Source organism: Corynebacterium sp. S5S1 (genome assembly GCF_001913985.1).
Taxonomy (GTDB): domain Bacteria; phylum Actinomycetota; class Actinomycetes; order Mycobacteriales; family Mycobacteriaceae; genus Corynebacterium; species Corynebacterium marquesiae.
This window is the reverse complement of the sequence record NZ_MKXT01000002.1, coordinates 41,744-68,323: the sequence shown is the minus strand read 5'-3', so window position 1 is coordinate 68,323 and position 26,580 is coordinate 41,744. Positions and strand designations below refer to the sequence as shown.

28 protein-coding genes are annotated in these 26,580 nt (G+C 59.5%); 19 read left to right on the top strand and 9 right to left on the bottom strand.

What is annotated here, in order from left to right; genetic code table 11:
• Positions 1–31: 31 nt before the first annotated feature.
• Complete coding sequence (locus BKN05_RS01125) at positions 32–730, bottom strand: AMIN-like domain-containing (lipo)protein (protein ID WP_286687716.1); 699 nt, start codon at positions 728–730, stop codon at positions 32–34.
• A 113-nt stretch (positions 731–843) separates the two neighbouring features.
• Positions 844–1,233: a VOC family protein gene (locus BKN05_RS01120; protein WP_286687715.1), complete on the bottom strand. Its 390-nt coding sequence runs from the start codon at positions 1,231–1,233 to the stop codon at positions 844–846.
• A gap of 141 nt (positions 1,234–1,374) precedes the next feature.
• Between BKN05_RS01120 and dapB the strand changes: the two genes are divergently transcribed.
• From dapB to BKN05_RS01085, 7 genes are all read left to right on the top strand, one after another.
• Positions 1,375–2,121, top strand: coding sequence for a 4-hydroxy-tetrahydrodipicolinate reductase (gene dapB, locus BKN05_RS01115; RefSeq protein WP_286687714.1), 747 nt, complete (start codon positions 1,375–1,377; stop codon positions 2,119–2,121).
• A gap of 3 nt (positions 2,122–2,124) precedes the next feature.
• The gene (thyX, locus tag BKN05_RS01110) at positions 2,125–2,871 is read left to right on the top strand and encodes an FAD-dependent thymidylate synthase (protein WP_284843842.1); all 747 of its coding nucleotides are present in this window, start codon (positions 2,125–2,127) and stop codon (positions 2,869–2,871) included.
• Positions 2,872–2,927: 56 nt separating this feature from the next.
• On the top strand, positions 2,928–3,836 hold the full coding sequence (gene dapA, locus BKN05_RS01105; RefSeq protein WP_286687713.1) for a 4-hydroxy-tetrahydrodipicolinate synthase: 909 nt from the start codon (positions 2,928–2,930) through the stop codon (positions 3,834–3,836).
• 2 nt (positions 3,837–3,838) lie between these two features.
• Positions 3,839–5,989 (top strand): ribonuclease J, encoded by a 2,151-nt coding sequence (locus tag BKN05_RS01100; RefSeq protein ID WP_239228341.1) that lies wholly within the window; start codon positions 3,839–3,841, stop codon positions 5,987–5,989.
• A 58-nt stretch (positions 5,990–6,047) separates the two neighbouring features.
• The gene (locus BKN05_RS01095) at positions 6,048–6,683 is read left to right on the top strand and encodes a TIGR03085 family metal-binding protein (RefSeq protein ID WP_286687712.1); all 636 of its coding nucleotides are present in this window, start codon (positions 6,048–6,050) and stop codon (positions 6,681–6,683) included.
• Between the two features lie 217 nt (positions 6,684–6,900).
• The gene (locus BKN05_RS01090; protein ID WP_396334655.1) at positions 6,901–10,227 is read left to right on the top strand and encodes an FtsK/SpoIIIE family DNA translocase; all 3,327 of its coding nucleotides are present in this window, start codon (positions 6,901–6,903) and stop codon (positions 10,225–10,227) included.
• A 169-nt stretch (positions 10,228–10,396) separates the two neighbouring features.
• Positions 10,397–11,518: a TerC family protein gene (locus BKN05_RS01085; RefSeq protein ID WP_286687710.1), complete on the top strand. Its 1,122-nt coding sequence runs from the start codon at positions 10,397–10,399 to the stop codon at positions 11,516–11,518.
• Here BKN05_RS01085 and BKN05_RS01080 read toward each other — a convergent pair.
• Positions 11,515–11,802, bottom strand: a complete 288-nt coding sequence (locus BKN05_RS01080; protein ID WP_284820316.1) for a YciI family protein — start codon at positions 11,800–11,802, stop codon at positions 11,515–11,517. The genes BKN05_RS01085 and BKN05_RS01080 overlap by 4 nt on opposite strands.
• 59 nt (positions 11,803–11,861) lie before the next feature.
• Here BKN05_RS01080 and pgsA point away from each other — a divergent pair, with 59 nt between their 5' ends.
• The 4 genes from pgsA (at position 11,862) to BKN05_RS01060 (ending at position 14,383) form a co-directional block, all read left to right on the top strand.
• A complete protein-coding gene (pgsA, locus tag BKN05_RS01075; RefSeq protein WP_005325132.1) occupies positions 11,862–12,446 on the top strand; it encodes a CDP-diacylglycerol--glycerol-3-phosphate 3-phosphatidyltransferase in 585 nt (194 codons plus the stop codon).
• Between the two features lie 7 nt (positions 12,447–12,453).
• A complete protein-coding gene (locus BKN05_RS01070; RefSeq protein ID WP_286687709.1) occupies positions 12,454–12,951 on the top strand; it encodes a CinA family protein in 498 nt (165 codons plus the stop codon).
• Positions 12,952–12,977: 26 nt separating this feature from the next.
• Complete coding sequence (locus BKN05_RS01065; protein WP_005325127.1) at positions 12,978–13,340, top strand: helix-turn-helix domain-containing protein; 363 nt, start codon at positions 12,978–12,980, stop codon at positions 13,338–13,340.
• Positions 13,341–13,522: 182 nt separating this feature from the next.
• Positions 13,523–14,383, top strand: coding sequence for a PspA/IM30 family protein (locus BKN05_RS01060; protein ID WP_250408363.1), 861 nt, complete (start codon positions 13,523–13,525; stop codon positions 14,381–14,383).
• Positions 14,384–14,462: 79 nt separating this feature from the next.
• Here BKN05_RS01060 and BKN05_RS01055 read toward each other — a convergent pair whose 3' ends face one another.
• The 3 genes from BKN05_RS01055 to BKN05_RS01045 are packed head-to-tail and all read right to left on the bottom strand — an operon-like array spanning position 14,463 to position 16,350.
• The gene (locus BKN05_RS01055) at positions 14,463–15,083 is read right to left on the bottom strand and encodes an energy-coupling factor transporter transmembrane component T family protein (RefSeq protein ID WP_284820320.1); all 621 of its coding nucleotides are present in this window, start codon (positions 15,081–15,083) and stop codon (positions 14,463–14,465) included.
• Positions 15,084–15,094: 11 nt separating this feature from the next.
• Complete coding sequence (locus BKN05_RS01050) at positions 15,095–15,787, bottom strand: energy-coupling factor ABC transporter ATP-binding protein (RefSeq protein WP_284820322.1); 693 nt, start codon at positions 15,785–15,787, stop codon at positions 15,095–15,097.
• Positions 15,787–16,350, bottom strand: coding sequence for a biotin transporter BioY (locus tag BKN05_RS01045; RefSeq protein WP_284820324.1), 564 nt, complete (start codon positions 16,348–16,350; stop codon positions 15,787–15,789). Before BKN05_RS01045 ends, BKN05_RS01050 begins: the two co-directional genes overlap by 1 nt.
• 163 nt (positions 16,351–16,513) lie before the next feature.
• Here BKN05_RS01045 and BKN05_RS01040 point away from each other — a divergent pair, with 163 nt between their 5' ends.
• The 5 genes from BKN05_RS01040 to BKN05_RS01020 all read left to right on the top strand — a co-directional run bounded on the left by BKN05_RS01040 (position 16,514) and on the right by BKN05_RS01020 (position 20,958).
• A complete protein-coding gene (locus tag BKN05_RS01040; RefSeq protein ID WP_005325117.1) occupies positions 16,514–16,729 on the top strand; it encodes a DUF3046 domain-containing protein in 216 nt (71 codons plus the stop codon).
• Between the two features lie 182 nt (positions 16,730–16,911).
• Positions 16,912–18,048 (top strand): recombinase RecA, encoded by a 1,137-nt coding sequence (gene recA / locus BKN05_RS01035; protein WP_005328639.1) that lies wholly within the window; start codon positions 16,912–16,914, stop codon positions 18,046–18,048.
• A gap of 50 nt (positions 18,049–18,098) precedes the next feature.
• On the top strand, positions 18,099–18,701 hold the full coding sequence (gene recX, locus BKN05_RS01030) for a recombination regulator RecX (protein ID WP_286687708.1): 603 nt from the start codon (positions 18,099–18,101) through the stop codon (positions 18,699–18,701).
• A 45-nt stretch (positions 18,702–18,746) separates the two neighbouring features.
• Entirely contained in the window at positions 18,747–20,309 is a 1,563-nt protein-coding gene (gene miaB / locus BKN05_RS01025; RefSeq protein ID WP_286687707.1) for a tRNA (N6-isopentenyl adenosine(37)-C2)-methylthiotransferase MiaB, read from the top strand.
• 22 nt (positions 20,310–20,331) lie between these two features.
• Entirely contained in the window at positions 20,332–20,958 is a 627-nt protein-coding gene (locus tag BKN05_RS01020) for an Rv2732c family membrane protein (RefSeq protein ID WP_286687706.1), read from the top strand.
• Positions 20,959–20,972: 14 nt separating this feature from the next.
• Here the strand turns inward: BKN05_RS01020 and BKN05_RS01015 are convergent, their stop codons facing one another.
• Positions 20,973–22,067 (bottom strand): GNAT family N-acetyltransferase, encoded by a 1,095-nt coding sequence (locus tag BKN05_RS01015; RefSeq protein WP_286687705.1) that lies wholly within the window; start codon positions 22,065–22,067, stop codon positions 20,973–20,975.
• Between the two features lie 35 nt (positions 22,068–22,102).
• A complete protein-coding gene (locus tag BKN05_RS01010) occupies positions 22,103–23,407 on the bottom strand; it encodes a DUF349 domain-containing protein (RefSeq protein WP_286687704.1) in 1,305 nt (434 codons plus the stop codon).
• Positions 23,408–23,543: 136 nt separating this feature from the next.
• Here BKN05_RS01010 and BKN05_RS01005 point away from each other — a divergent pair, with 136 nt between their 5' ends.
• From BKN05_RS01005 to dapF, 3 genes are read left to right on the top strand one after another with little or no spacing between them, the layout of a single operon-like run.
• Entirely contained in the window at positions 23,544–24,143 is a 600-nt protein-coding gene (locus BKN05_RS01005) for a hypothetical protein (protein ID WP_239228331.1), read from the top strand.
• Positions 24,143–25,039 (top strand): tRNA (adenosine(37)-N6)-dimethylallyltransferase MiaA, encoded by an 897-nt coding sequence (gene miaA / locus BKN05_RS01000; RefSeq protein WP_284820336.1) that lies wholly within the window; start codon positions 24,143–24,145, stop codon positions 25,037–25,039. The genes BKN05_RS01005 and miaA overlap by 1 nt, the downstream gene beginning before the upstream one ends.
• Before the next feature lie 5 nt (positions 25,040–25,044).
• The gene (gene dapF / locus BKN05_RS00995) at positions 25,045–25,905 is read left to right on the top strand and encodes a diaminopimelate epimerase (RefSeq protein WP_284820338.1); all 861 of its coding nucleotides are present in this window, start codon (positions 25,045–25,047) and stop codon (positions 25,903–25,905) included.
• A gap of 39 nt (positions 25,906–25,944) precedes the next feature.
• Here dapF and BKN05_RS00990 read toward each other — a convergent pair whose 3' ends face one another.
• Entirely contained in the window at positions 25,945–26,556 is a 612-nt protein-coding gene (locus BKN05_RS00990; RefSeq protein WP_396334653.1) for a hypothetical protein, read from the bottom strand.
• Between the last annotated feature and the right edge of the window lie 24 nt (positions 26,557–26,580).

The window sequence follows — 26,580 nt, the reverse complement described above, 5'->3', positions numbered from 1 at the left end:
GGTGTGCACCGTTTAGAGGCGCCGCTAAACCTTAGTTCTGGAAGTCAATGACCACGCGCGACGGGTCCTTCAGATACGTCACGGAGTATGCAGTTTTCTTCTCTAGACCGATAATGAGCTGGGTTTGCGCCTCAAAGGTGGTGGTGTAGTTGACTGCGCTAACCACCCCGGCGCCAGGGGTAGTGCCTGGCTGCATGTACTTTGCTTTCAGCTCTGGGGTAGCAGGCCACGGCGTTCCCTCAATGCCGAGGTTGAGGAAAGTATTTCCTTGGACCTCAACCGGCTTTCCGGATGCCTGTTGGGCAGGACTATCGGTATAGGACGTAAACCAGCCCGGTTCGCCTTCTCCCTCCAGGTCGATGACGACTCTGGTGAAGCCTTCGTGTGCCCCCACTCGCACGCCCGTGGGAATGAGGTTTCCGAGCCCCTCCGGCATGTGCTGTTGGTCCTCGAGCGAGGCCGTACCCATACCGGCGAATGCCAGTGGGGCAGAGTCTTGGGAGAGCTTCTGCCTTTCTGCATCCGCTGCAGAGGTACTGCGCGGGGCAGAACTAGCGGCGGGGGTAGCGGAGCTGGTCGGAGCATCAGCCGTGTCGGTAGTTGACTGAACTTCACTAAATGCCGGTGTACCTGCCTGCGTAGTGTCTTCATCGGAACAAGCGGCAAGTGCTAATGCGCATCCTGCGCTGATGGCCACGGCGATAGTGCGAGAGAAATTTGAGGGAGACATATTCATCACTTCCTTGGTGCTTACCGTGTTGTTACACCCATTCTACTGGGGCAGATGGGACGGGCAGTAGGAAGTGATGCAATTGTTAACCCGTGTGAGAGGGGAGGGTGCGGCTACTTCTTTAGCTCCACCAGCTGAATAAGGTTGCCCACGGTGTCATCAAAAACAGCGATAATAGACGGTCCAACATCGGTGGGCTCCATGGTGAACTTCACGCCCTTGTCACTGAGTTCCTTATATTCAGTTTCCACATCCGCGGACAGGAACTGCGTGACCGGAATACCGTCGGCCTTGAGTGCTGCGGCGTAGTCTTTGGCGGCGGGATGCCCCTTCGGTTCCAAAAGCAGCTCGGTATTTCCCTCACCTTCAGCATTGGTGACGGTGAGCCAACGGAAATCGCCGTGGGTGACGTCATCCTTAACTCGAAAGCCAAGGGTATTGACGTAAAAATCGTGAGCGCGGGCAACGTTGTCTACAGGAACGGAAGCGATATATATCTGCATGCACGCCATCCTAGTGAGAGTGAGGGGCATCGTCGGAGAGCGCAAGTCCGTTCCAAGGAAGGCGAGGAATTGCGCAACCCCCATGCGCGTTAGGATGGGGAGAAAAGTACTACCGATGTGGCTGAAGAAGGAGAACACACCATGGCTATCAAGGTTGGCGTACTAGGCGCGCACGGACGCGTAGGCCAGGCAATCGTTGAAGGTGTCAACGCGGAAGATGACCTAGAGCTGGTGGCAGAAATCGGCCGCGATGATGATCTGCAGCAGCTTATCGACGCCCACGCTGAGGTCATCGTGGACTTTACCCAGCCAGATTCCGTAATGGGAAACCTGGAATTCTGCATTGCCCACGGAATCCACTGCGTGGTGGGAACCACCGGCTTTGATAAGGAGCGCTTGGCTCAGGTAGAGGAGTGGACCAAGCAGGACGGTGCCGGCAATGTTCTCATTGCCCCGAACTTTGCCATTTCTGCAGTTCTCACTATGGTGCTAGCTAAGCAGGCTGCCAAGTTCTTCGAAACGGCAGAGGTAATTGAGTTCCACCACCCAACCAAGTTGGATGCGCCGTCCGGTACTGCGATCCATACCGCTGAGGGAATTGCCGCCGCCCGCAAGGAGGCTGGTCTGGGTGAAATGCCGGATGCTACGGAAAAGCAGCTCGATGGTGCCCGCGGTGCCACCGTCGACGGTATTCCGGTTCACGCGGTTCGCACCCGTGGCATGGTGGCACACGAGGAGGTCATCTTTGGTGCTCAAGGTCAGTCGCTGACCATCCGCCAGGATTCTTATGACCGCGCTTCCTTTACTCCGGGCGTCCTGGTGGGCGTGCGCCAAATTGCGGATCACCCGGGCCTAGTCGTAGGCCTCGATAAGTACCTGGGGCTTTAAGCCATGGCTAAAGCAAGTGAGCTAGACATTCAGCTCATTGCCGCAACACAGTTCCACGCCCCGCAGGGCGTGGAGTGGCACGCGGATGACTCGGCCTCTGATGGGGAAGCGCTTGTCGAGTTCGCTGGACGGGCTTGCTACGAGTCTTTTGATAAGCCAAACCCCCGGACGGCAACCAATGAAGCCTACCTGCACCACATCATGGAGGTAGGCCATACTGCGTTGCTCGAGCATGCCACGGCCACCATGTACATCACGGGGCTGTCGCGGTCGGCGAGCCATGAGCTCGTGCGGCACCGGCACTTTTCTTTCTCGCAGCTTTCCCAACGCTTTGTTCACCCAGAAGAGACCGAGGTGGTCCTGCCTAAATTGGTGGCTGAGGACGAGCAACTAAGCCGATTGGTAATGCAAGCGGTAGATGAGACTCGCTTTGTCTACGATGAACTGCTTAACGCGCTAGAAGAGAAGCTGGATGAGCCCAACGCTCTTCTGCGCAAGAAGCAGGCCCGTCAGGCGGCGCGTGCTGTGTTGCCAAACGCCACAGAAACGCGCATTGTTGTCACTGGCAACTATCGCGCGTGGCGTCACTTTATTGGTGCTCGTGCCGCCGAGCAGGCCGACGAGGAGCTTCGCCACGTTGCGGTGGAGTGCCTGAAACTGCTGCAAAGCAAGGCTCCAGTGCTCTTTGATGATTTCAATATCACCACTCTTGCTGATGGGACCCAGATGGCGGCAAGCCCCTACGCCTAACACGCGCGAGACCCCGATGCGGCTAATTGCAAGCCAAAAGGGTAATCTTGACGGCTATGAGCACAGGTATGACAGCAAAGACTGGCGTCGACACCTTTGGACGCATCGGCATCGCCATGGTCACCCCGTTTGACCGTGACGGTGCGCTGGACGTTGCAGCAGGTCGTCGCCTAGCAGCTCATCTCGTTGACAATGGCGTTGATTCGCTCATCCTTGGTGGAACCACCGGCGAATCACCGACCACTTCAGTTGAAGAGAAGCTGGAGCTGCTCAAAGCCGTAAAGGAAGAAGTAGGAGACCGCGCAAAGCTTTGCGCCGGTGCCGGAACGAATGACACCGCAACCTCCATTAAGCTGGCTCAGGCCACCGCAGATGCGGGGGCAGATAGCCTGCTGGTGGTAACTCCGTACTACTCCAAGCCTTCACAAAAGGGCGTTTACGAGCACTTTGCCGCAGTCGCGCAAGCCACGGATCTACCGATCTGTGTCTATGACATCCCTGGCCGCTCGGGCATCCCAGTGGCGCCGGATACCCTCCGCCGCCTTGCGGATTTGCCGACCATCCAAGCCGTAAAGGACGCCAAGGGCGACCTTCCTGCGGCCGCAGAACTCATCCAAGAAACCGGTTTGGCCTGGTATTCCGGTGATGATCCGATTAACCTGCCGTGGCTTTCCCTCGGCGCTTCTGGTTTCATCTCCGTCATCGGCCATGTTGCACCGCGTGCCTTGGCAGAACTTTATGAAGCTTTCGACGCGGGCGATATGGCCCGCGCCCGAGAAATCAATGTCACTACGCTCCTTCCGCTCACCCATGCACAAGCTCGGTTGGGCGGAGCGACGTTTGCAAAGGAAGCCCTGCGCCTGCAGGGCATCGAAGTTGGCGATACCCGTCTTCCTGTCACCGCTGCGAGCGAGGAGGAACGCGAGGTACTTCGCCGTGATCTGGAACAATCTGGAGTCCTCTAAGAATGAATGAACCCCGTAACCGTTCCCGCAAGGTGACCCGCAAGGCGGGCCCACCGGCGGAAAACGAAACCGCCTCCAACGAGGCGGCTTCGCCAGTTTTCCAAGCCCCAGCAACTGACGCGGGCAATTCCGCGCAGGATAATTCCGCTAAGGGCGACAAGGATAATTCTGGCAAGAAGAATTCTTCCGACAACCACAACGAAGGTGGCGGCAACAACCGTCGCTCCCGTTCCCGTGGCAGCCGCGGCCGTGGCCGTGGTGGAAACGGCAACGGCAATAGCAATAACCACGGTGGAAACAATAACCACGGCGGCAAGAACGGCAACGGCAACGGAAAGAACGGCAACGGTAAGGGCCGCGGCCGCAATAACCGTGGCCGCCGCAACGTGCCCAAGTCTATGCAGGGCGCGGATCTGACCAAGCGCCTGCCGGAGCCACCGAAGCAGCCGAAGGATGCCCTGCGCATTTACGCTCTGGGCGGTATCTCGGAGATCGGCCGCAACATGACCGTCTTCGAGTACGGTGATGACCTCATCATCATCGACTGTGGTGTGCTCTTCCCATCCTCTGGTGAGCCAGGCGTGGACCTCATCCTGCCTGACTTCGGCCCGATTGAGAAGAAGATCCACAAGGTCAAGGCCCTCGTCGTTACCCACGCGCACGAGGACCACATCGGTGCTATCCCGTGGCTGCTTAAGCTGCGTCCGGATATCCCCATCGTTGCTTCCCGCTTCACCATCGCGCTTATTGCTGCAAAGTGTAAGGAGCACCGCCAGAAGCCGAAGTTCGTCGAGGTTAATGAAAAGTCCGACGTAACCTACGGTCCGTTCCGCGTTCGCTTCTGGGCCGTCAACCACTCCGTGCCGGATGCCTTGGGTATCATGCTGGGCACCCCAGCCGGCAATATCATCCACACTGGTGACATCAAGCTGGACCAGACCCCGCTGGATAACCGTCCAACGGACCTCCCAGCCTTGTCCCGCTATGGCGATGAGGGCGTTGACCTCATGCTGTGCGATTCCACCAACGCCACTGTCCCAGGTGTATCGGCATCCGAGGGCGATATTCCTGCCAACTTCAAGCGCCTCGTTGCCGGCGCTAAGCAGCGCGTTATCTTGGCCTCCTTCGCCTCCAACGTCTACCGCGTCCAGGCCGCTATCGACGCTGCCGTGGCAAACGGCCGCAAGGTGGCCTTCAATGGCCGTTCGATGATGCGCAACATGGAAATCGCGGAGAAGATGGGCTTCTTGAAGGTCCCACGCGGCACCATCATCCCCATCGATGAGGCCGCCAAGATGGCTCCGCATAAGACCATGCTGATTACCACCGGTACGCAGGGTGAGCCCATGGCCGCACTGTCGCGTATGGCCCGACGCGAGCACCGTCAGATTACTGTCCGCGATGGCGATACCATTATCTTCTCCTCCTCGCTCATCCCGGGCAATGAGGAGGCCGTCTACGGCGTTATCAACATGCTGTCCCAGATCGGTGCAAACGTCATTACCAACCAGGACGTAAAGGTGCACGCTTCCGGTCACGGTTACGCTGGCGAGCTCCTCTTCCTGTACAACGCAGCGCGCCCGCGCAACGCTATGCCGGTGCACGGCGAGTGGCGCCACCTGCGCGCCAATAAGGAACTGGCTATCTCCACCGGTGTGGATCGTGACCGTACGGTGCTGGCACAAAACGGCGTCGTCGTGGACCTGCGCAAGGGTCGCGCCGAGGTCGTAGGCCAGATGCAGGTGGGTAACCTGTACGTCGACGGCGTATCCATGGGCGATGTGGATGCCGATACCTTGGCTGATCGCACCAACCTGGGTACCGGCGGCGTGGTTTCTATCACCTGCGTGATTGATAACCGCACCTCGCGCCTGCTGGAGCACCCAACGGTATCTACCACAGGCTTCTCCGATGATGACCGCGGCATCGTGCCGGAGGTTGCGGAGATGGTGGAAAACACCATGAACGATCTTGCCGCAGAGGGCGAGAACGATACTTACCGCATGGTGCAGAAGCTGCGCCGTAAGGTATCTAAGCTTATGGATTCCAAGTACAAGCGCGAGCCGGTTATCCTTCCGACCATCGTGCCGACCAACTCCGGCCCTTTGGTTACCGATGAAGAAGACGTTGACGCTTCTCGCGAGTCCCTGTAAATAGCACGGGTTCCTCACGCTAAGTGAAACAAAGCCCCAGCATGCCAGTTAGCTCGGTATGCTGGGGCTTATGTCGTTTTCTTCTGCTGAGCGCGCCAAAATGGTAGCGCTATTTCATAAGCTTGGTCCCGATGCCCCTACCTTGTGCGAGGGCTGGACAACCCGCGACCTAGCCGTGCATTTGTGGGTAAGGGAAAACCGCCCCGATGCCGCCGCCGGCATTTTCATCAACGCGCTGTCCGGCCGTCTGGCAAAGGAATCACGCAAGGTGGCAGAGCGCGACTTTGATGAGCTGGTTGATGACTGGGGGAGGGGACCTGCTGCCTATAACCCAGTTCGGTACGTGGATGCACAGCAAAACTTTGTGGAGCACTTTGTTCACCACGAGGATATTCGCCGCGCAAATGGCATGGGACCACGCGACTTTTCGGCACACATCAAGCAGCAGATGCATAGCTACCTAAAGCCCTTGGCTAAGGTGGCCCTGCGCAAATCTGATCGTCCGGTCATTCTGCAGCCGGAAGGCTTGCCGCGAATCGTTGCCGCAGATACGCATGGCGTGGTGGATAAGGGCTATGCCGTGGTCCGCGTTTCGGGCGAGGTAGGCGAGCTCATCCTCTGGTCCTTCGGCCGTGATGCTGCTGAAGTCAAGATTGAAGGTGATGCCGAAGCCATCGTAAGGTCAACTCTCTAATCTTGATTTAATCGCAGTTTCTTAGCTGTGGGATGCGTGGGAAGCGTTCGCCGTGAGATTGCGGGTCCAGGTGTTAGGGAAACGCGTGTGGCTAATGTGATTTATGGGGTGGCGCGGTTAAGGTAGAGGCATGTCTGTCAAAAATGCCTCTTCGCGCGGAACGCGCCGAAAGTCGAATCGTTCACGGCCGTCGGGCCGCAGCCGGTCCGGTGCTGGCATGCCGGAAACCTTGGCTATGACGTCTTCGCATCGACGCGCGGCGGCGACCTCGCAGGAGCGTACGGGCAGTGCGTTCCGGGCCGTCGGCAAGGGCTTAGGCGTCGCCTTTGGGGCCACGGCCCGCGGCATGGGAAATATGGCGCGGGGCGTAAGCCATGGCGTGGCGGGGCTCAAGCCCAGCGAAGACGTATATGACACCGAGGAGTACGAGACGACGAGGGAGCCGGAAGAAATTTCTGCACGCGGGGAGAAAAAGAAGAAGAGCAAGGTTACTCGGGCGCGCGATGTAGCTGCGGAAGAAGAACTTTCTACCAGGGAAGTTAGCGAGGAAGAATCACGCGGTATTCAGGTGAAAAATCCTGATGCGGTGGCGCTCGTTCTTATTGGTATTGCCATCGTGCTTGCGGCTACCGTCTGGTTTGGGGTTGCCGGCCAGGTAGGCGCCTGGGTGGGCAATATTGTCCGCTACGTCATTGGTGCAGGCGCCTGGGTCCTGCCGGTGGCTCTGGTGGCCTTGGCCATTGCCTTGATGATGGATATCTCCGGCCCAGCGGGGCACTTTAAGCCGCGCATTGTGGGCGGTATCAGCATCATTGTCCTGGCCATGCTCAGCTTGATCCACATCTTTGCTGGTACCCCTGAGCTTGGCTTTACCCCGGACAGCGCCGGTGGCGCCGGCGGTGTAATCGGCTACGCCATCGGCGGCCTTCTGGAAACGGCCTTCACCTCATTCGTTGCCGTACCGTTGCTTTTCCTCGTCATTATCTACGGCGCCTTGCTGGTTACCGGTATTACCATCCGCGAGGCCTATGAGCTGGTGGCCGATGCCATTGCAGGAGCCTTTAACCGCTTTGGCGGCGCGGACGAAGACTTTTACGACGAAGAGGGCGATGACCTCTACGGCCACGTGACTGGCGATATTGATGACATCGCGGAAGGTCGCGAGCGCAGCGAGCGCCCAGCACGACCTGTGGCCAAGCGTCGTTCCTCTGAGCGTGGTGGAAGCCTGCGCGCTTTCCGACGCCCCACTGAAGACCCCGCCCCGCGTGGTTCTTCTTACCCGGTGGATTCCCCTGCTGCAGCAGAGGAGGAACATGTCACCCGCGCCTTTAGTGCACCAACGCGAGGCGGGTTCCAGTCCGTGTCTAACGCGGCCGAGAAGCAGGTCTCTCGTGACATCGGCGATACCGATGAGATTCCGGTGGTAGACGACGCCGCTGCGTCGTCGCCGGAACAACCGGCTTCCGGGGATCCGGAACCGACCCGAGTGCTGGGCACTACTGGTCAACGTCCCGCTTCCCCTTCTACTCGCTCGGCTACGGCAGCGGGTGCCGATGCTGGCACCGCCGCCGGTACCGCCATTGGCTCAGCCGCTGGTGCGGCTGCGGGCGCCGCGGGTGCTGCGGGAGCTGCAAGTGGCGCAGCAAAGACTGCTGCTGCGGGTGCTGCCGGTGCCGCTGGCGCTGCAGCAGCCGGTGCAGCTGCAGGCGCTGCTGGATCTGCGGTGGAAGGAGGCGCTGATGCGGTCTCGTCCGCGCATGAGAAGGCCCGCCAACTCTTCCGCGAGCGCTCCGGACGCGACGCTACGACCGGCGCACAGTTGGACGCCACCGAGCCTGCGGCCGAGGCCGCAGGGGAAACGGGTACCTCTGCTGCTGCTACACCGGCCGCACAGTTTGGCAACGAGAATTACGCGGTTCCCACTACGGACCTGCTGACCCCGGGCACTCCGGCCAAGGAGCGCACGGAGATTAATGACCGCATCATCGAAGCGATTACGGATGTCTTCGAAGAGTTCAAGGTCGATGCCCAGGTAACCGGCTTTAGCCGTGGCCCAACAGTGACCCGTTATGAAATCGAGCTGGGACCAGGCGTCAAGGTATCGAAGATTACGAACCTGCAGTCCAATCTGGCCTACGCCGTGGCCACGGATAATCTACGTTTGCTCACGCCCATCCCCGGCAAGTCGGCCGTCGGCATTGAGGTTCCGAACCCGGACCGCGAGATGGTACACCTGCGCGAGGTGCTTGATGCGCCAAGCATGACCAGCTCACCGGATCCCATGCTCATCGGTTTGGGCAAGGACATTGAAGGCGAATACACCTCGTTCTCGGTGCAAAAGATGCCGCACTTGCTGGTCGCCGGCGCTACCGGTTCCGGTAAGTCCGCTTTTGTGAACTCGATGTTGGTCTCGCTGCTTACCCGAGCCACCCCTGAGCAGGTTCGCCTCATCCTGGTGGACCCGAAGATGGTGGAACTTACCCCGTACGAGGGCATTCCGCACTTGATCACGCCCATCATCACCCAGCCGAAGAAGGCCGCAGCAGCCCTGCAGTGGCTGGTGGAGGAGATGGAGCAGCGCTACATGGATATGAAGGCTGCTCGCGTGCGCAAGATTGAGGACTATAACCGCAAGGTTGTCTCCGGCGAATACCAGGCACCGGCAGGTTCCGAGCGCGAGGTACGCCCCTACCCGTACATCGTCTGTGTCGTCGACGAGCTGGCGGACCTGATGATGACTGCGCCAAAGGAGATTGAGGACTCCATTGTCCGCATCACCCAGAAGGCGCGTGCCGCCGGAATTCACCTGGTCTTGGCAACCCAGCGCCCGTCCGTTGACGTGGTGACCGGTCTGATTAAGACCAACGTGCCTTCACGCTTGGCCTTCGCGACGTCCTCACTGACGGACTCTCGCGTTATCTTGGACCAGGGTGGCGCGGAAAAGCTCATTGGTATGGGCGATGGCCTCTTCATTCCGCAGGGCAAGCGTCCTGTGCGTATGCAGGGCGCATTCGTCTCGGACGATGAAGTCATGGCGGTTGTCGATGCCGCCAAATCGCAGGCCGCGCCGAACTACACCGAGGGCGTGACTGAAGAGAAGCAATCCGAGGCCAAGCAGGAAATCGATGAGGAAATTGGCAAGGACATGGACGACCTCCTCGAGGCCGTCGAGCTGGTGGTCACCGCCCAGTTGGGCTCGACCTCGATGCTGCAGCGCAAGCTGCGCATCGGTTTTGCCAAGGCCGGTCGTCTCATGGACCTGATGGAATCTCGTGGCGTCGTCGGACCGTCCGAGGGCTCCAAGGCTCGCGAGGTCCTAGTGAAGCCGGAAGAGCTCGATACCATCATCTGGATGATCAAGGGCGCCGACCCTGCCGAGGCGCCAAAGGAGATTCAGGAGGAGATGCAGCAGCAGGAGCAGGATGATGCCGCCGCTACTTCCGATGCCGACTCTTCTCCAAGCTCCGATTCTTCTCCGCAGGGCGACGCCGAGGACACACGTACCGTCCAGGCAACGTATAACCCTTCTGCTGGCGCCTTCTAAGATCGTGTAAGGTTGGACGGGTCTTGGAGGGGAGTACCCCATCCTTCGGCATCGATCGTCAGCACGGTAGCATTACGCTCCCGGTCGTGCCGGCCGGGCTGCAGCTATCTAGCCGGGCGGGGGAGACCTCCGGTCACTTTGTTGTATCTTCGACCGGAGGGATGTACCAATGCATGTGCCATTGTGGATCTGGGCGATTTCCATCGTCGTCATTCTTGGATTCTTTGTTTTTGATTTCTACTCCCACGTGCGCACCCCGCACGAGCCGACGCTGAAGGAATCCGGGTTCTGGACCCTATTCTATGTCGGTATCGCTTTACTTTTTGGTGCCGGTGTGTGGGCCGTATGGGACCACGAGCACGGCATCCAATACCTCACGGGTTACGTGACAGAGAAGGCGCTATCCGTAGATAACCTCTTTGTTTTCGCGCTTATCATGGGCGCCTTCAAGATCCCGCGTAAGTACCAGCAAAAGGTATTGCTCATCGGTATCGTTATTGCCTTGGCATGCCGCCTGGTGTTTATCCTTTTGGGTGCTGCGGTCATCGCGGCATGGTCCGATATCTTCTACCTGTTCGCGATATTCCTTATCTACACAGCGATCAAGCTCATCGTCGACGAGATTCGGGACGCCCCCGAAACCGATCCCAATGACATGGGCATCATCAAGCTGATCCGCAAGGTAGTCCACGTCACCCCGCGCTACCACGGCGATAAGCTCACGCACCGCGTGGAAGATTCTTCGGGCAAGCGGAAATTCGCGTTCACCCCGCTTTTTATTGCGTTGGTGTCCATCGGCCTTATCGACGTGATGTTTGCCTTCGACTCCATTCCGGCCATTTACGGTATTACCTCGGAAGCGTTCTTGGTCTTTACCACGAATGCTTTCTCCCTCATGGGATTGCGCCAGATGTACTTCCTGCTGGATGGCCTACTGGATCGCTTGGTGTACCTGCCCTATGGTTTGGGCATCATCTTGGGCTTCATCGGTGTAAAGCTCATGTTCCATGCGCTGCATGAGAATAACTTGCCGTTTGTAAACGGCGGCGAGAACGTGGATTCCATTCCAGAATTTTCCACCATCACCTCACTTATCGTGATCGTGGGCGTACTGGTTATCACGGTTATCGCCTCGATTATTAAAAACAAACGCGATGAGAACCAAGGCGGAGTGCCGGTATCGCACAATCACTTCGACTGGGACGAGGAAGGCAATAAGATCGTCCGCAACAAGAAGGGCGAATTCTTGGGCAAGGCCAAAGACCTGCCCAAGGAAGAGCTACCACACTAGAAGCGGGCGTTTACGGGATTCCACTCGCGGAAGCTGCGGCCGGTGATGCAGCCCGCCTGGTAGAAGGGGTCGTTGTCCATGAGGGCGATGGCGTCGGCGACCACGGCGTCGTCGGCAAGCCCCACGATGATGAGTGCGCCGCCCTTGGAATCCGTCAAGGGGCCTGTGGCAATGATGGTGCCCTCCTCAAAAAGTTGCGCGGTAAACTCGCGGTGCGCGGGGCGTGCCTTAGCAATCTCAGGATTTTTGGGGTTGTAGTCGTAGCTAACAGCAAAATACTTCATGCTTCGCATTTTAAAATGCAGGGGCATCCAAGCGCAGGTGCTTGGTGCTAACAGGTAGTATGTATAACGTGAATCAACCCGGAACACAGTCAGCGCAATCCTCGGATGTGAATCCACAGGTATCCAATTGGAACCTGCCAAATATTCTCACCAGCCTGCGCATTCTTTTCATTCCGGTTTTCGCATGGCTAGTTATTGCCGGCCATGAATGGTGGGCTTTTGGCCTATTCGCGGCCTTAATGCTCACAGATAAGCTCGACGGGGACATCGCACGTGCCCGTGGCCTTATCACCAATTTTGGCAAGATTGCTGATCCCATCGCGGATAAAGCGCTTATGACTACCGCACTGGTATGCCTCAACATCATTGGGGTACTGCCGGTGTGGATTACCGTGGTCATTCTCATCCGAGAGTTTGGTATCACCATCTGGCGTATGGTTTTGTTGCGCCGCGGCAAGGTGGTACCTGCTTCGAAGGGCGGCAAGCTGAAGACTGTATTGCAATCCTTGGCAGTCGGGCTGTATCTGTGGCCGTTGCCGGAGTGGATGAACGTACCTACCTTCCTAGTGATGCTTTTGGCCGCAGTGGTGACCGTGGTTACCGGCGTCCAGTACCTCATCGACGGTAAGAAGCAGAATAGCTAGGCAGTCCATGAACGTCACGGCGTCCCGCCTCGTATCTGAACTCACCGAGCGCGGCGAAACTTTGTCCTTTTGTGAGTCGCTTACTGCTGGGCTGGCCAGCGCCACGGTGGCTTCTGTCCCTGGAGCTTCGGCTGTGTTGCGCGGAGGGCTTGTAACATATGCCACCGATGTGAAATCCCACTTTTTGCATCAATCGGTAGCCGATATCGAAGCAGCCGGTGTGGTTTCTGGGGAGACTGCCCTTGCAATGGCGCGCGCGGCGGTGGCAGAAACCGCCGCGGACTGGGGGATAGGCCTTACCGGAGTGGCAGGACCAGACCTACAAGAAGGCAAGCCGGCGGGCACCGTATATATCGGCATCTATTCTCCTGACAGAGTGGCATTCTCCCAGTTGCTATCCGGATTAGGCAAGGAGCGCAACGAAATCAGAGAGGCCACGGTCGCAGCCGCCCTGCGTCTACTGTGCTCAACTTTGGAAGAAAATCCGGCACCGCGGGAACAATAACGAGACAAGGAGCGTTGACCATAGTGATGAACACTTCTACTGCAGTCCTCGAACACCCGGTAAACGGCGCTGTTGCACCAGCGGCGCCCGCCACTGCTCGTACCCCTGAGCCCCTTTTGCGTGAGGCTCTTGGGTTGACGCTGCGCGCCTTCCGCGCGGACAAAGGAGTAACCCTGCGCGAATTGGCCGGGGTGGCCCGCGTATCGCCGGGTTACCTTTCGGAACTTGAACGCGGCCGCAAGGAGGTCTCCTCTGAGCTTCTTGCGTCCGTGTGCCACGCGCTGGATTGCTCTGTCTCTGATGTACTGATTGAAGCGGCCGGTTACATGGCCCTGCCCTCCATGGATGAGGAGCTTGCCCATACGGCACCTGCCGCATCAGAGCTTTAAGCCACAGTGGTTTATGTCAGCAGCCGGCCTTTTCTCTTGCGGGGAGGGCCGGCTGTGGCGATTATGGGGGCGTCGGCAAGCGCCCGCGACCGCGGGGAGTGCAAGCGGTGGAAACAGCGCTTCGCTAGTATAAACAGCAGAACATTACGCACATTTTTAACCTAGAAAGGTTGAAGCACACCATGGCGAACCCATTTGTTAAGGGCTGGAAGTACCTGATGGCACTCTTCGATAATAAGATCGAGGAAAACGCCGACCCGAAGGTGCAGATCGAGCAGGCTATTGAGGACGCTCAGCGCCAGCACCAGGAGCTGTCTCAGCAGGCGGCCGCCGTGATTGGTAACCAGCGTCAGCTGGAAATGCAGCTTAACCGCCGTTTGGCAGAAGTAGAAAAGCTGCAGGGCAATGCTCGCCAGGCTCTGGAATTGGCTGATCAGGCCCGTGCTAAGGGCGATGAAAATAAGGCCGTGGAGTACGAGAACGCGGCAGAGGCCTTCGCTGCCCAGCTGGTTACGGCTGAGGAGTCCGTGGAGGATACCAAGAAGCTGCACGACCAGGCACTGCAGCAGGCAGAAAAGGCCAAGAATGCGGTTCAGCGCAACAACGCCGCGCTGCGTGAAAAGGTCAATGAGCGCTCCAAGCTGCTTTCCCAGCTCGAGCAGGCAAAGATGCAGGAAAAGGTTTCCGAGTCTTTGAACTCCATGAACGAGTTGAGCGCCAATGGCAATACACCGTCCCTGGATGCTGTGCGCGATAAGATTGAGCGCCGTTACTCCAAGGCGCTAGGCCAGGCTGAGCTTGCTGAGAACTCCGTGGAAAACCGCATGGCCGAGGTTCAGCAGGCGGGCATACAGATGGCCGGTCATTCCCGCTTGGAGCAGATTCGCAGCGAAATGAACTCTTCTAAGTCCGTGGAAGGTAATAAGGCTCAGGCCATTGAGGGCAATAAAGCGTCCGGCTCTGCTGCCGACAACGCTGCTCAGCCAGGCAGTGCCAACAACGATGCTGTGCAGGCCCGGCTGCGTGAGCTGCGTGGGGAGTAAACCCCCGACAGTCTTTTAAATAATTATCGCCTCCCTCGGCCATCATGTGGTGGTGCGTGGGAGGCGATAACTATTGCTGCTAGTCGCCGACGCCGCGGGCCTGCAAAGCCTCACCCGTGGCGCGTGCTCGCCGGATGGAGCGAATGATAACCGGGGTGCCAAATGCGAGCGGGGACATCCCGGCACCGCGCGCTTTGCGGGCATCTAGGACTTCATAGACGGTTTCAAACATCAACGGGATGAGACGAATAGTCAGTGACATAGCCAAGCTGATGTTTTCTACCGGTATTCCGAGTCGCTTTAGGGGCTGTAGCGACTCTTCCAGCGACTCCATAATCTCATCGACCGTGGAGGTGAGCGTGAGCAAGAAGGCGGCCATCATAGCGGCAAAGACATTGAGGAACATCACCGCCGCATAGTCGAAGTCCTTTGCCCACCATTGAAAGCCTGCCAAGGGGACTAGGAAAAGGAGAGGCGGCCGGATCTGACTCCACGCAATGCCCAGTGGAATCCGGGCGCAAGCATAGAGAAAGACGACAAAAATGACGCCGCCTGCTGCCCACGGAATGGACTTGAAAAAGATGCTGGTGACCAGGATAAAGACTAAGAGGAATGCGATCTTCCAACTAGGCTTGATGCGATGAACAAAGCTGGTGCCATCAACATAGACGGAAAGTGGGAGATTCGTGCGTCGTTGCATGACAATTCTCCCTACAGCGGCCGCTGGGCCATGAGGTCTTGGTAAAAATCTATGACCTCCGCCGGCCGGCCATCCGCGGCGATGTGGTGGTCATCGATGCAAATGACCCGATCAAAATCGCTTAGAAAGTCTAGATCGTGCGTCACCACAATCAGTTGCTGTTCCAATCGCGCGAATTCTCTTTTGATTCGATCGCGGTTGCGCAGATCTAGCAGGGTAGTGGGCTCATCAGCGATGATGAGAATCGGGTCGATGACCATGACCGCTGCCAGTGCGAGGAGCTGCTTTTGTCCGCCGGAGAGCGTATGCGGTGAGCGTTCAGCAAATTCGGCGAGTCCGAAGCGCTTGAGGGTAGCATCCACGCGGGCGAGGCGCTCGTGTTTGGGCAGCTTAAAGCGGCGGAGCGAAAAGGCGACGTCATCGCGCACATTGGGCATGACAATTTGGTTTTCGGCATCCGAAAAGACAAACCCCACCTTTTCGCGCACCTTTTTTCCTTGCTTGGCGACGTCCATCTGGTCCACCGTCACCGTACCTTCACTAGGCTCGCCCAACCCATTAATGAGCCTGGTCAAGGTGGATTTTCCGCCACCGTTCTGGCCGATAATGCCAATGCGTTGTTCGGTGAGGGTGAGGTTGATGTCCTCGAGTACCACGGTGTCATCAAAAGCCACCGAGACTGAGGAAAATTCGATCGTGGGCACTAGGCGGCCTTTCGTCCCATCAGATCGGGGAAGGCCGCGTGAACACCGAGAGCGATGATGACGGCGACGACAAGCTTTCCGGCATCGACAGGGATGAAGGGCAATTGGGCGGCGAAGGCTGGACCAATTTCCAAGCCGGAGCGGATCATGAGACCAAAGGCGCCGCAGATGTATTGGACGGCAAGGCCGGCAACGGCAGCGATGGCAAGCATGACCGCCATGCCGCCCTTGTTCTTAGGGGAGCGGTAGGCAATTGCGCCTGCAACCGCTGGCGAGAGAACATAGCCGATGATGTAGCCCGCGGTTGGGCCTGCCAGCGCGCGCAGCGTGGTTCCGCCACCTGCCAGAACTGGGAGGGCAAGGCCCAGGAACAAAAAGAGGAGCCCCACGTATCCGCCGCGCTTGCTGCCCAAAATAAGGCCGGCGAGGATCAGTGCTGCGTTTTGCAGCACGATGGGCACGCCGGCCGAACCGATGGGAATGGACACGAAGGCAAGGACGATGACGAGAGCGGTAAACACGGCAACATAGGCAATGGTGGTTGCCAGAGAGTTCTTTTTCATGCTCAAGAGGTTAGCACTGCATGAAAACTGCAGACAATTGAGGGTTTTGAACGGTGTTCATTTGAGGCTGACAATGCTAAGCCAGAGAGATAGCGGCGGGCCCCCAATTGACGTTCTCCGGCCTGCTGGCGTCCGTGCTTTAGTGCTGAGTAGGATGGCGCGCATGCGATTGACCGAGTATCACCAGCTCATTGTGGATGAATTTGGCGAGTCTAAGGGAAAGTGGATTAGCCACTCCCATGTCTTGCCCGACCTCGGGGCAACGCCCGATGAGCTTATCGAACGCGGCGTCGATCCGCGTCGCGTCTGGCTGAGCCTGTGCGATGACTTTGATGTACCGAAGGAGCGCAGGTTGGGGGTCGATTACCCTACTTTATAGCGGCGTCGAATTTGACGGACTGGCGTGTCTACTTTCAAAATTCGAACAGATGTATGTAAGATGGCGGAAGTGTCGATGCAGTCGTCTACAGTGGGATGGCGTTGACGGAGGGAACCGTTTGAGTTCCACGGCAGTCTAATAATGCGTTAGTACATCGTCGTTAAAGATAAGGATGAAAGTTAATGGCAACCAAAAAGAAGTCTTCTTCTGCCGCCTCTAAGGGAGATGACCGCCAAAAGGCCCTCGATGCCGCAATGGCCATGATTGAGAAGGATTACGGCAAAGGCGCTGTGATGCGCCTGGGCGATGACAACCGCCCACCGATTAAGGCCATTTCTTCCGGTAATACCGCAATCGATGTCGCTCTTGGTATTGGCGGTTTCCCGCGCGGGCGCATCGTAGAGATTTATGGCCCGGAGTCTTCCGGTAAGACCACTGTTGCGCTGCACGCTATTGCATCCGCGCAAAAGGACGGCGGCATTGCCGCGTTTATTGACGCCGAGCACGCGCTCGACCCGCAGTATGCTCGCCTGCTTGGCGTGGATACCGATAACCTCTTGGTTTCCCAGCCAGATACCGGCGAACAGGCCTTGGAGATTGCCGATATGCTGGTACGCTCCGGCGCAATTGACATCATCGTCGTTGACTCCGTAGCTGCCCTTACCCCGAAGGCGGAAATTGAAGGTGAGATGGGCGATAGTCACGTCGGCCTCCAGGCCCGCCTGATGTCGCAGGCGCTGCGCAAGATGACCGGTGCCCTGTACAACTCCGGTACCACCGCTATCTTCATTAACCAGCTGCGCGAAAAGATTGGCGTGATGTTCGGCTCGCCAGAGACCACCACCGGTGGTAAGGCGCTCAAGTTCTACTCTTCCGTGCGCTGCGATATCCGCCGCATCCAGACCTTGAAAGATGGCCAAGATGCCATCGGTAACCGCACTAAGCTCAAGGTGGTAAAGAACAAGGTCTCTCCACCATTTAAGATTGCTGAGTTCGACATCATGTATGGCGAAGGCATCTCTCGCGAGTCCTCCATCATTGACCTTGGCGTCGAAAACGGCTTCATCCGCAAGTCCGGCTCTTGGTTTACCTATGAAGGCGACCAGCTGGGCCAGGGTAAGGAGAAGGCGCGTAATTTCCTGAAGGATAACCCGGATCTGGCTAATGAAATCGAGCAGAAGATTTTCCAGAAGCTCGGTATCGGCGAGGCTGCGGCCGAAGGCGAGGAGGGCGCTGCGATGGACGTTCCTGGTGCCGATGACCCATTGACCGATGAGTCCGTTGATCTCGTTCCAAACGTCGATTTTGATGACGACTAAAATCGTCTAACCCGTCCCCATACAGTCCGCGTACCATTTGAATCTGCATCATGAATCAACCCGCCCCCGAAAAGCTCGCCCAACTCCGCCAGGCCCTCGAGGCCTATGAGAATGGAGCGGCAGGGGGCGGGCTTTTTGATCGAGAGGCAGAAGAGGCCAAGGCCAAAGTCCGCTCTCGTGCCCTGGGCCTTTTGGATCAGCGCTCTAGGTCCCGGAAAGAGCTTCATGATCGTCTAGTCAAAGCCGAGTTTGAGCCAGATGTCGTTGAGGACGTGCTGGATGATTTGGCCCACGCGGGGCTGGTGAACGATACCGCTTTTGCACACGAGTGGGTGCGCCAACGACATAAGCGGCGCGGCAAGTCCAGCTCGGTTCTCAACAGGGAATTGCGGGAAAAGGGCGTGAGCGAGGCCGACCGTGCTGAAGCGCTCGAGCAGATTGACCCTGCCGATGAAGAAGCCATGGCACAGGCCCTTGCGGAAAAGAAGGCTCGCTCCATTAAATCCGTACCGGAGGATCGCAAGGAGCGCGACAAGGCCCTACGCCGCATCGTGGGTGTGCTGGCACGCCGCGGCTTCAATGAAGGGATGTCGCTACAGATCGCAATCGCAGCCCTTGACGCGCGGTGCGCGGAACTGCGCGCAGAGGACTGATACGGCCAAGGCAGGGTAGCGCCGGAATGGCTAAGTCCGGCAGTTATGAGATGCCTAGCTTCATGGCTAAACTATGCCGACGTGGAGCAGACAATCGCAGATAACCGTACTTATGAAGTCCGAACTTTCGGCTGCCAGATGAATGTGCACGATTCAGAGCGCATCTCTGGCCTCTTGGAGGAGGCCGGCTACGCGGCCGCCGGCGAAGGCGTGGAGCCAGATCTCATCGTCTTTAATACCTGCGCCGTGCGCGAAAATGCCGATAAACGGCTCTACGGCACCTTGGGTGCCTTGAAGAAGACAAAGGAAAATCATCCCGGCATGCAAATTGCCGTGGGTGGTTGCTTGGCGCAGAAAGACAAGGACACCGTCCTAGATAATGCCCCGTGGGTTGACGCTGTCTTTGGCACTCACAATATGGCGGCCCTGCCGACGCTGCTGGAGCGCGCCCGCCATAACGATGAAGCACAGGTGGAAATCGTTGATTCGCTCGAGGCTTTTCCGTCCGTCTTGCCGGCCAAGCGTGAGTCTGCCTATGCCGGTTGGGTTTCTGTTTCTGTAGGCTGCAATAACACCTGCACCTTCTGCATTGTTCCTTCCCTGCGCGGCAAGGAAGAGGACCGCCGGCCCGGCGATATCTTGGCCGAGGTCAAAGCCCTAGTAGATCAGGGCGTATCCGAGGTAACTTTGCTGGGACAAAACGTCAATGCCTATGGCGTCAATTTCGCCGACCCCGATATGCCGCGCGACCGTTTCGCCTTTTCTAAGCTTTTGCGCGAGGTAGGCAAGATCGAAGGCCTTGAGCGCCTGCGTTTTACCTCCCCGCACCCGGCGGAGTTTACTTCCGACGTCATCGATGCCATGGCCGAGACCCCTGCCGTGTGCCCGCAGTTGCATATGCCGCTGCAGTCCGGCTCCGACAAGGTCCTTAAGGACATGCGCCGTTCCTACCGCACTAAGAAGTTCCTGCGGATTTTGGACGAAGTACGGGAGAAAATTCCGCACGCCGCAATCACGACCGATATCATCGTGGGCTTCCCAGGCGAGACCGAGGAAGACTTCCAAGACACCATGGAGCTTGTGCGCCGCGCTCGCTTTGCCTCGGCCTTTACCTTCCAGTATTCGCCGCGTCCGGGAACCCCGGCTGCGGAAATGGAGGACCAGATTCCTAAGGAGGTCGTCCAGGATCGTTTCGAGCGTCTCGTTGCCCTGCAAGATAGCATCCAGGCCGAGGAAAACAAGAAGCTCATCGGCACGGATGTGGAGCTTTTGGTGCAGGCCGAAGGCGGCCGCAAAAACGATGAAACCCACCGCATGACCGGCCGCGCCCGCGATGGCCGCCTAGTGCATTTCACCCCGGTTGATTCGGAAGGCACGGATATTTCGGCGGAGATTCGCCCGGGCGATGTGGTGCATACCCAGGTCACTGGTGCGGGCTCCTTCTTCTTGCTTGCCGACGCCGCCGTGACCTCCCACACCCGCACCAAGGCCGGCGATATGTCTGCTGCCGGCGAAACCCCTACCACGGCACCTATTGGTGTCGGCTTGGGATTGCCGTCGATTGGCAAGCCCGCGGCAGCCGAGTCCGGCGATTCCTGCGGTTGCTAGCAGGGGAGTAGGCTAGGGAGCCATGACTGAGGAACATTCGACCACCGCAGCCCACAATGCAGCTAACGCTGAGCGGAGAGCAGCTCAAACAATGGACCTCGGCGGTCACAAGGTTACGCTGTGCATTGCAGTGGTGGCGTATATCCTCTACCTGATTTTGCCCTACGCCGGTCCAGCCCACGGTTGGGAGGCATTGACGTTCGGCACCACATCTAGTGGCGTGAGGATTTCCATCATGGAAACCGTCTCCGCGTGGCTCGCGCTCATTGGGCTGGGCATTCTTACTCCGGTGACGCTGTTCACCCGACGCGCCACGCCTGGACTGATTGCATGGATGCTGGTGACGGTGTCCTTCTTCGCCAACCTATGGGGCTTCTGGTTCCGTGGCTCTACCGCCGACGGGGCGTCGCTGGGAATGTGGGTAGGAATGCTGGCTACCTTCCTAGCATTTCTGGCCTATAGCACGGTGGCGCTGCGCCGCAGCCCAGAGCAGAAGGCCGCCGAAGCCCGCGTGCGCGCCACCGCCGGACAGCTCGATGAGGTGGGCGAATTTCAATCCAGGATTGACGCGGCACCGCAGCGGGAGCCACTGGTGGACAATCGCCGCAAGCAAGCCGCCGAACGCCACCGCGCCCAACGCGGCGAGTAGTAGGCCTGCCGCCACTAGTCCCGCAGCCGCAACTCCCACGCAGAAGAACGGGAGAGTTTCCGGGCGCCCAGGCTGCGGTAAATGGCATTCATGGCCGCGTCCTTGGCGGCAACGGAACAATAGCAGCGCCGTACCCGCGGCCAATAGCCTGCCACCTCATGCAGCGCTGTGAGCTTGGCTAGCTGCGCAAGTCCGCGGCGGCGGTGCGGGCGATCGGTCACAGTCAGAGTCCACTCGCATACTTCAGGATTCGCGTCCTCGTGCCGGGCCATTTCGGTCAGTGCGAGAATGCTCCCGTCCTCGGCGGTGAGTGCGACAAGAAGTGTGTGCCCGTGACGAGAGCGCAGGCGGCTGTGCGCGTCGCGCAATCGAGCACGCGTCCATACGATGGGCTCCACCGTCAGATCACCAGTTTCCGCGTCTGTGGACGCTAGGCTAAGCAGCCGCATGACCTCGTCGAGGTAGCCCTCAGGGATGTCGTAATCCGGCCAGACTCGGGCGGTGATCCCCGCCGGGAGCAGTGCTGCGACCGGGCTTTCGGGGATATCCATCACCAGCTGGTGTTCCGCATGCCGTTGCGTAAATCCCAACTGGCGGTAGATACTGCCCATGGCGTCGTAGTCTGGGTCCGCGCCCGGCGGGTGCAATAGTCCTACGTGCGCTACAGTGCGGCCGAGTTTCCGGGCCAGCTCCAGCGCCTTTGCCCCCATCCACTCGGCTACTTTTCGCCCCTCCTCATCGAGCTGGTCGCCAGGAAGGGGCAAATCGCATAGCACGCATTCAATCTCTGCGGCCTCGCGCTCCTCCAAAAGCGGCAGGCTAATGTGGATGAACCCGAGGTAATCCAGCTCCGGGCTCGGCTCCACCGAGGGGATAAGCGGCAGGCCAAGTTCAGAAACCTCACCAAGGGTGGAGTCGCCGTCCACTACGGCAAAGAGATGGGTCTGTGATTCGCTAGAGCCCTGCAGACGCTGAACCACGCGGCCTGGCGACGTCGATGCCGCGGCATCGCCGCTTGCTTCTTGGGCCGCCAAGTTGGCCCAAAAGACGAAGCTGCGAATGCAGTCCGCAGGTTCGCTCGGCCGGGCGTCAGTGCTAGGCGAGTGCACGGGCCGCGGTGGCCGCGCAATGTGGACGAGGTGCACTACTTATCGTTGACGGCGTTAGCGGCGGCGTCGGCAAAAGCCTGCCACTGCTCGGCCTGCGCGCGCAGATCAGCGGCCTTTTTCGCATCGCCCTTGGCCTCAGCTGCCTCGGCCTGGGAGTTAAACTCGTCGACCTTAGCTTGGAACTGCGCCACGCGTGCTTGCGCCTCTGGGTCAGTGCGGCGCCACTCGGACTTTTCTGCTTCGGTGACGCGCTGCTCCAGCGCCTCAATCTTGGACTCGTACTCGCGCACCTGCTTGCGGGGAACGAAGCCAATCTCTTCCCACTTTTCCTGCAGCTCGCGCAGCTTAGCCTTCGCACCTTCGATGCCCTTGGACGGGTCGATCTGGCCGTCGTACTCCGCAATCAAGGCGTCCTTGGCCTTGGCATTTTCTGCAAACTCACGGTCGCGCTCGTCATTGACGGCATTGCGGGCATTGAAGAACTTGTCCTGGGCGGCGCGGAAGCGGGCCCACAGCTTATCGTCCACGTCGCGCGGGGCGCGGCCGGCGGCCTTCCACTCGGTCATCAAATCGCGGTAGGCGCGGGCGGTGGGTCCCCACTCGGTGGAATCCTGGATGGCCTCGGCACGCTCGACGAGTTCTTCCTTCTTCTTGCGGGCAACCGCACGGGCGCGGTCCAGCTCGGCAAAATGGGAGCCGCGACGGCGGTTGAAGGAGTCGCGGGCGCGGGAGTAGCGCTTCCATAGGGCATCGTCGGTCTTGCGATCAATGCCCTTAATTTGCTTCCACTCTTCCAGGATGGCGCGAATGCGGTCGCCTGCGGCCTTCCATTCGGTGGAGTTTTCGGCAATTTCTTCTGCCTCAGCTGCCAGCTTTTCCTTGGCAGCGATAGCTTCCTCGCGGCGGCGCTCCTTATCGGCCTGCGCCTGCTCGCCGGCTTCTACCGAGTGCTCAATGACGGCAACAAGGCGGCGGTCAAGTGCTGCGATATCACCGATGACCGCAGCGGTAGGCAGGGTGTCGCGCAGTTGCGCTGCGGTCTTTTTGATGCCAGCGGCCTCGCTGGGGTTGGCGCGCAGGCGCGCCTCGAGCAGTTCAATTTCGGTGGAGAGATCGTCGTAGCGCGCGCCGTAGTGCTGTAGGCCCTCCTCGGGGGTGCCGGCCTGCCATTCGCCAATCTTGCGTTCGCCCTCCGGAGCGGAAACGAAGACGGAACCATCCGCGTCGACCCGGCCCCACTTGGCCGGGTCATTCTTGCTGGGTGTCTGGACGGGAACAGGCTTTGCGGTGGGACGAGGGCCCTTCTTGGGCATGGAACCTGGGGTAGGGATGGGAGACATGACAAGCCCTCCTATGCATAGATCGCCGCGCGTCACGGCTGCCGAATAAAATCACTGGATACATTACCGCGAATATTCCGCGCGTGCCCAGATTCTATTTAATTACCTCCACTTGGGTAGATAGTATGGAGGAATAATGTTCAATCTCATGGTAATGCCAGCCTCACCCGCGCTGGCCGTGGAGCTTTCCTCCAATGACGCCGCCTCTCGCGCACTGCTTGCCGCTGCCCGCACCCTTGCGGTGGAAGCTGCGGCCGCCGGCATAACGCAGGTAGATATCGTCGGCAGCCAGGACAAGCGCTGGTACACCGCCCACACCGGCAGCTTAAAGGCGTGGGGTGCGGCCACGAACCTAGGCGGCGGCAATTATCTGCCCGAGATTATGGCCCGTTACGTGCTGCACAGCGTGCCGCAGCTTAACGCCCGCGCTAGCCGGGAGCACATTGGCCAGCCGGATCCGGCGGCGCTCACCATCGTCGTGGCAGATGGCAGCGCGGGCCTGACCGAACGCGCCCCCTTAGCGCTCGTTCCCGGTGCCCAGGAAGCGCACGAGTGGTGCGAGGAGGTGCTCATGGGGGCGTCGGCAAGCAAGGCAGGCGAGTGGCTTTCCCAGCGCGGTGTGGTAGAGCCCGCACTGTGGGAGGAGTTAGCAGGACTACAACCAAAGAAGGCGCAGTTGCTGGCCACCGACGCCACCCTGGGGGTTGGCCGCTACGTTGCAGGGTGGGAGGTCTAATGCGCCCGATTGCAGTGTTTGGACCTACCGCCTCCGGCAAATCTGCGCTGGGGTTGGCGCTGGCGCAGGAGCTAGACGGCGAGGTGGTCAACGTCGATTCCATGCAGCTCTACCGCGGCATGGACATTGGCACCGCCAAGCTCACCCCGGCCGAGCGCGAGGGAATCCCGCACCACCAGCTCGATGTGTGGGACGTGACCGAAACCGCTTCTGTGGCGCGCTACCAGCGCGATGCCATCGCGGACGTGGAAAGCATCATGGCCCGCGGCAAGACGCCAATCCTGGTTGGCGGCTCGATGCTTTATGCCCAAGCGCTTGTCGACGACTGGCAGTTCCCACCCACCGACCCCGCCGTCCGCGCCAAGTATGAAGCCCGGCGCGTAGAAATCGGGACCGATGCCCTGCACGAGGAGCTGGCGCAGGTGGACCCGGCCGCGGCCAAAATCATTGAAGATAAGGATCCACGGCGCACCGTGCGCGCCCTGGAAGTCATCGAGTTGACCGGCAAGCCCTATAAAGCCAGCCAACCGCCGAAAGACGCCTCGCCGCGCTGGGGTACCCGTTTGCTCGGCCTGCGCACCACCGCAGATTGGCTTAATCCGCGCATCGAGCTGCGTACCCGCCAGATGTTTGAGCGCGGACTCATCGAGGAAGTCGAGCGCCTCCAATCCCAGGGCTTGGTCGCCGATTCCACGGCCGGGCGCGCCATCGGCTATGCGCAGGTATTCCAAGCCCAGCGCGGCGAACTCACCTGGGATGAGGCCGTTGAGCGCACGATTACCGGGACACGGCGCTATGTGCGCCGCCAACGCTCGTGGTTCAATCGCGACAAGCGCATCGCGTGGTTGGATGCCGCGGGCGATACGACCGCCCAGGCGCTGCGCGCGCTAGGGTAGGGAGCATGAAATTTGCCAAGGGTCATGGAACTGAGAACGACTTTGTCATCGTCGAAGACCACGCGGCCGCCACGCCGCTTGCCCCCGAGCGCGTAGCGGCGCTGTGCGATCGCCGCGCCGGTATTGGCGGCGACGGGTTGCTGCGCGTCGTGCGCGCCGAGGCGTTGCTCGCGGCCGGAGAAATCGAGGCCTTGGCCGAGGGCATCGCGCCCACTGACTGGTTCATGGATTATCGCAACGCCGACGGTTCCGTGGCCGAAATGTGCGGCAACGGCACCCGCGTTTTCGCCCACTGGCTGCGCTCGCGCGGCCTCGTGGAAGAAGACGAGTTCACCATCGGCACCCGCGCCGGCGCCAAGCGCGTGACGGTGCACTCGTATGATGAGCACGCGGCGGAGGTCACCGTGGAGATGGGACCGGCCGAAGTAACGGGTGTATCCACCGCGTCCATGGCAGGGGAAAGCTACGCCGGTCTGGGCGTTGACATGGGCAACCCCCACCTCGCGGCCGTGGTGCCGGGGCTGGACGCCGAGGAACTTGCGGCCAAGACTTTCGAGCAGCCCGTCATTGATGATTCTTTCTTCCCCGCCGGCGTGAATGTTGAGGTCGTGACCCCTCTGCGCGATGGCCACGTGCACATGCGCGTCTTTGAGCGCGGGGTAGGAGAGACCCGCTCTTGCGGCACCGGCACCGTGGCGGCCGCGACCGCCGCGCTTGCCGACGCCGCCGTTGACCACACCACCACCCCTCACGGCACCGTGCACGTACACGTTCCCGGCGGGGAAGTGACCGTGGGCATCTATGAAGGTGGCTCGCGCTTGACCGGCCCGTCCGCGATCGTCGCCACCGGCGAGACCTCGCTTTAGGCCGCGTAGCGCGCGGCGCACGCAGTGAGCGGTGAGCGCTTAGGCGCTGCGCCCTTCGCCTTCCTCTTTCTCGAATGCTTGCTCTTCGAGGGCTTGGCGGCGCAGGGCGCGATTTTTTACTTCGTTCTTTTCATACTTCGGCCCGAGCGCAAAAGCGGCGCGGCGGGCCGATAGCCATGTTTCCTTGAGCTCGCGAGCCCGTCCATCGGTCACCTTCAGCAAGGATTCCAGCTCGTTGGTGCTGACCTCTTCCGCGTTGACGCGCAGGTTCAACCGGCGCAGGAACCGTCGGGCGCCCGAAATTTCATAGTGGAAGGCTTCGATGGTGGGGTCGGAGCAATCCAGATCTAAAAGCGCCGGCCGGTAGAGCGTGCGGTCCGCGATCTTCTCGGCCGCCTCGGAGGACCGGAAGTCTTCGTACTCCGCCAAGACGTCCTCAATATCTTCGGCAGAGAGCCGAATAGAGCTGCGCAGCGCCGCCTGCTCCGAGGCATCCGGCCGTGTGTGGAGCATAAGCAGTGCCGCCGCGATAAGTAGTGCCGCGATGAAAACCCCGGGAAGTTTTAGGGTTGCCACAACCGCCACTGATCCGACCAGGATCAGCGCGAGAACCAGCACCCGCCGGTTTCTCGCATTTTCCGGGAAAGGCATCCACACAGCTATTCCACCAGACCT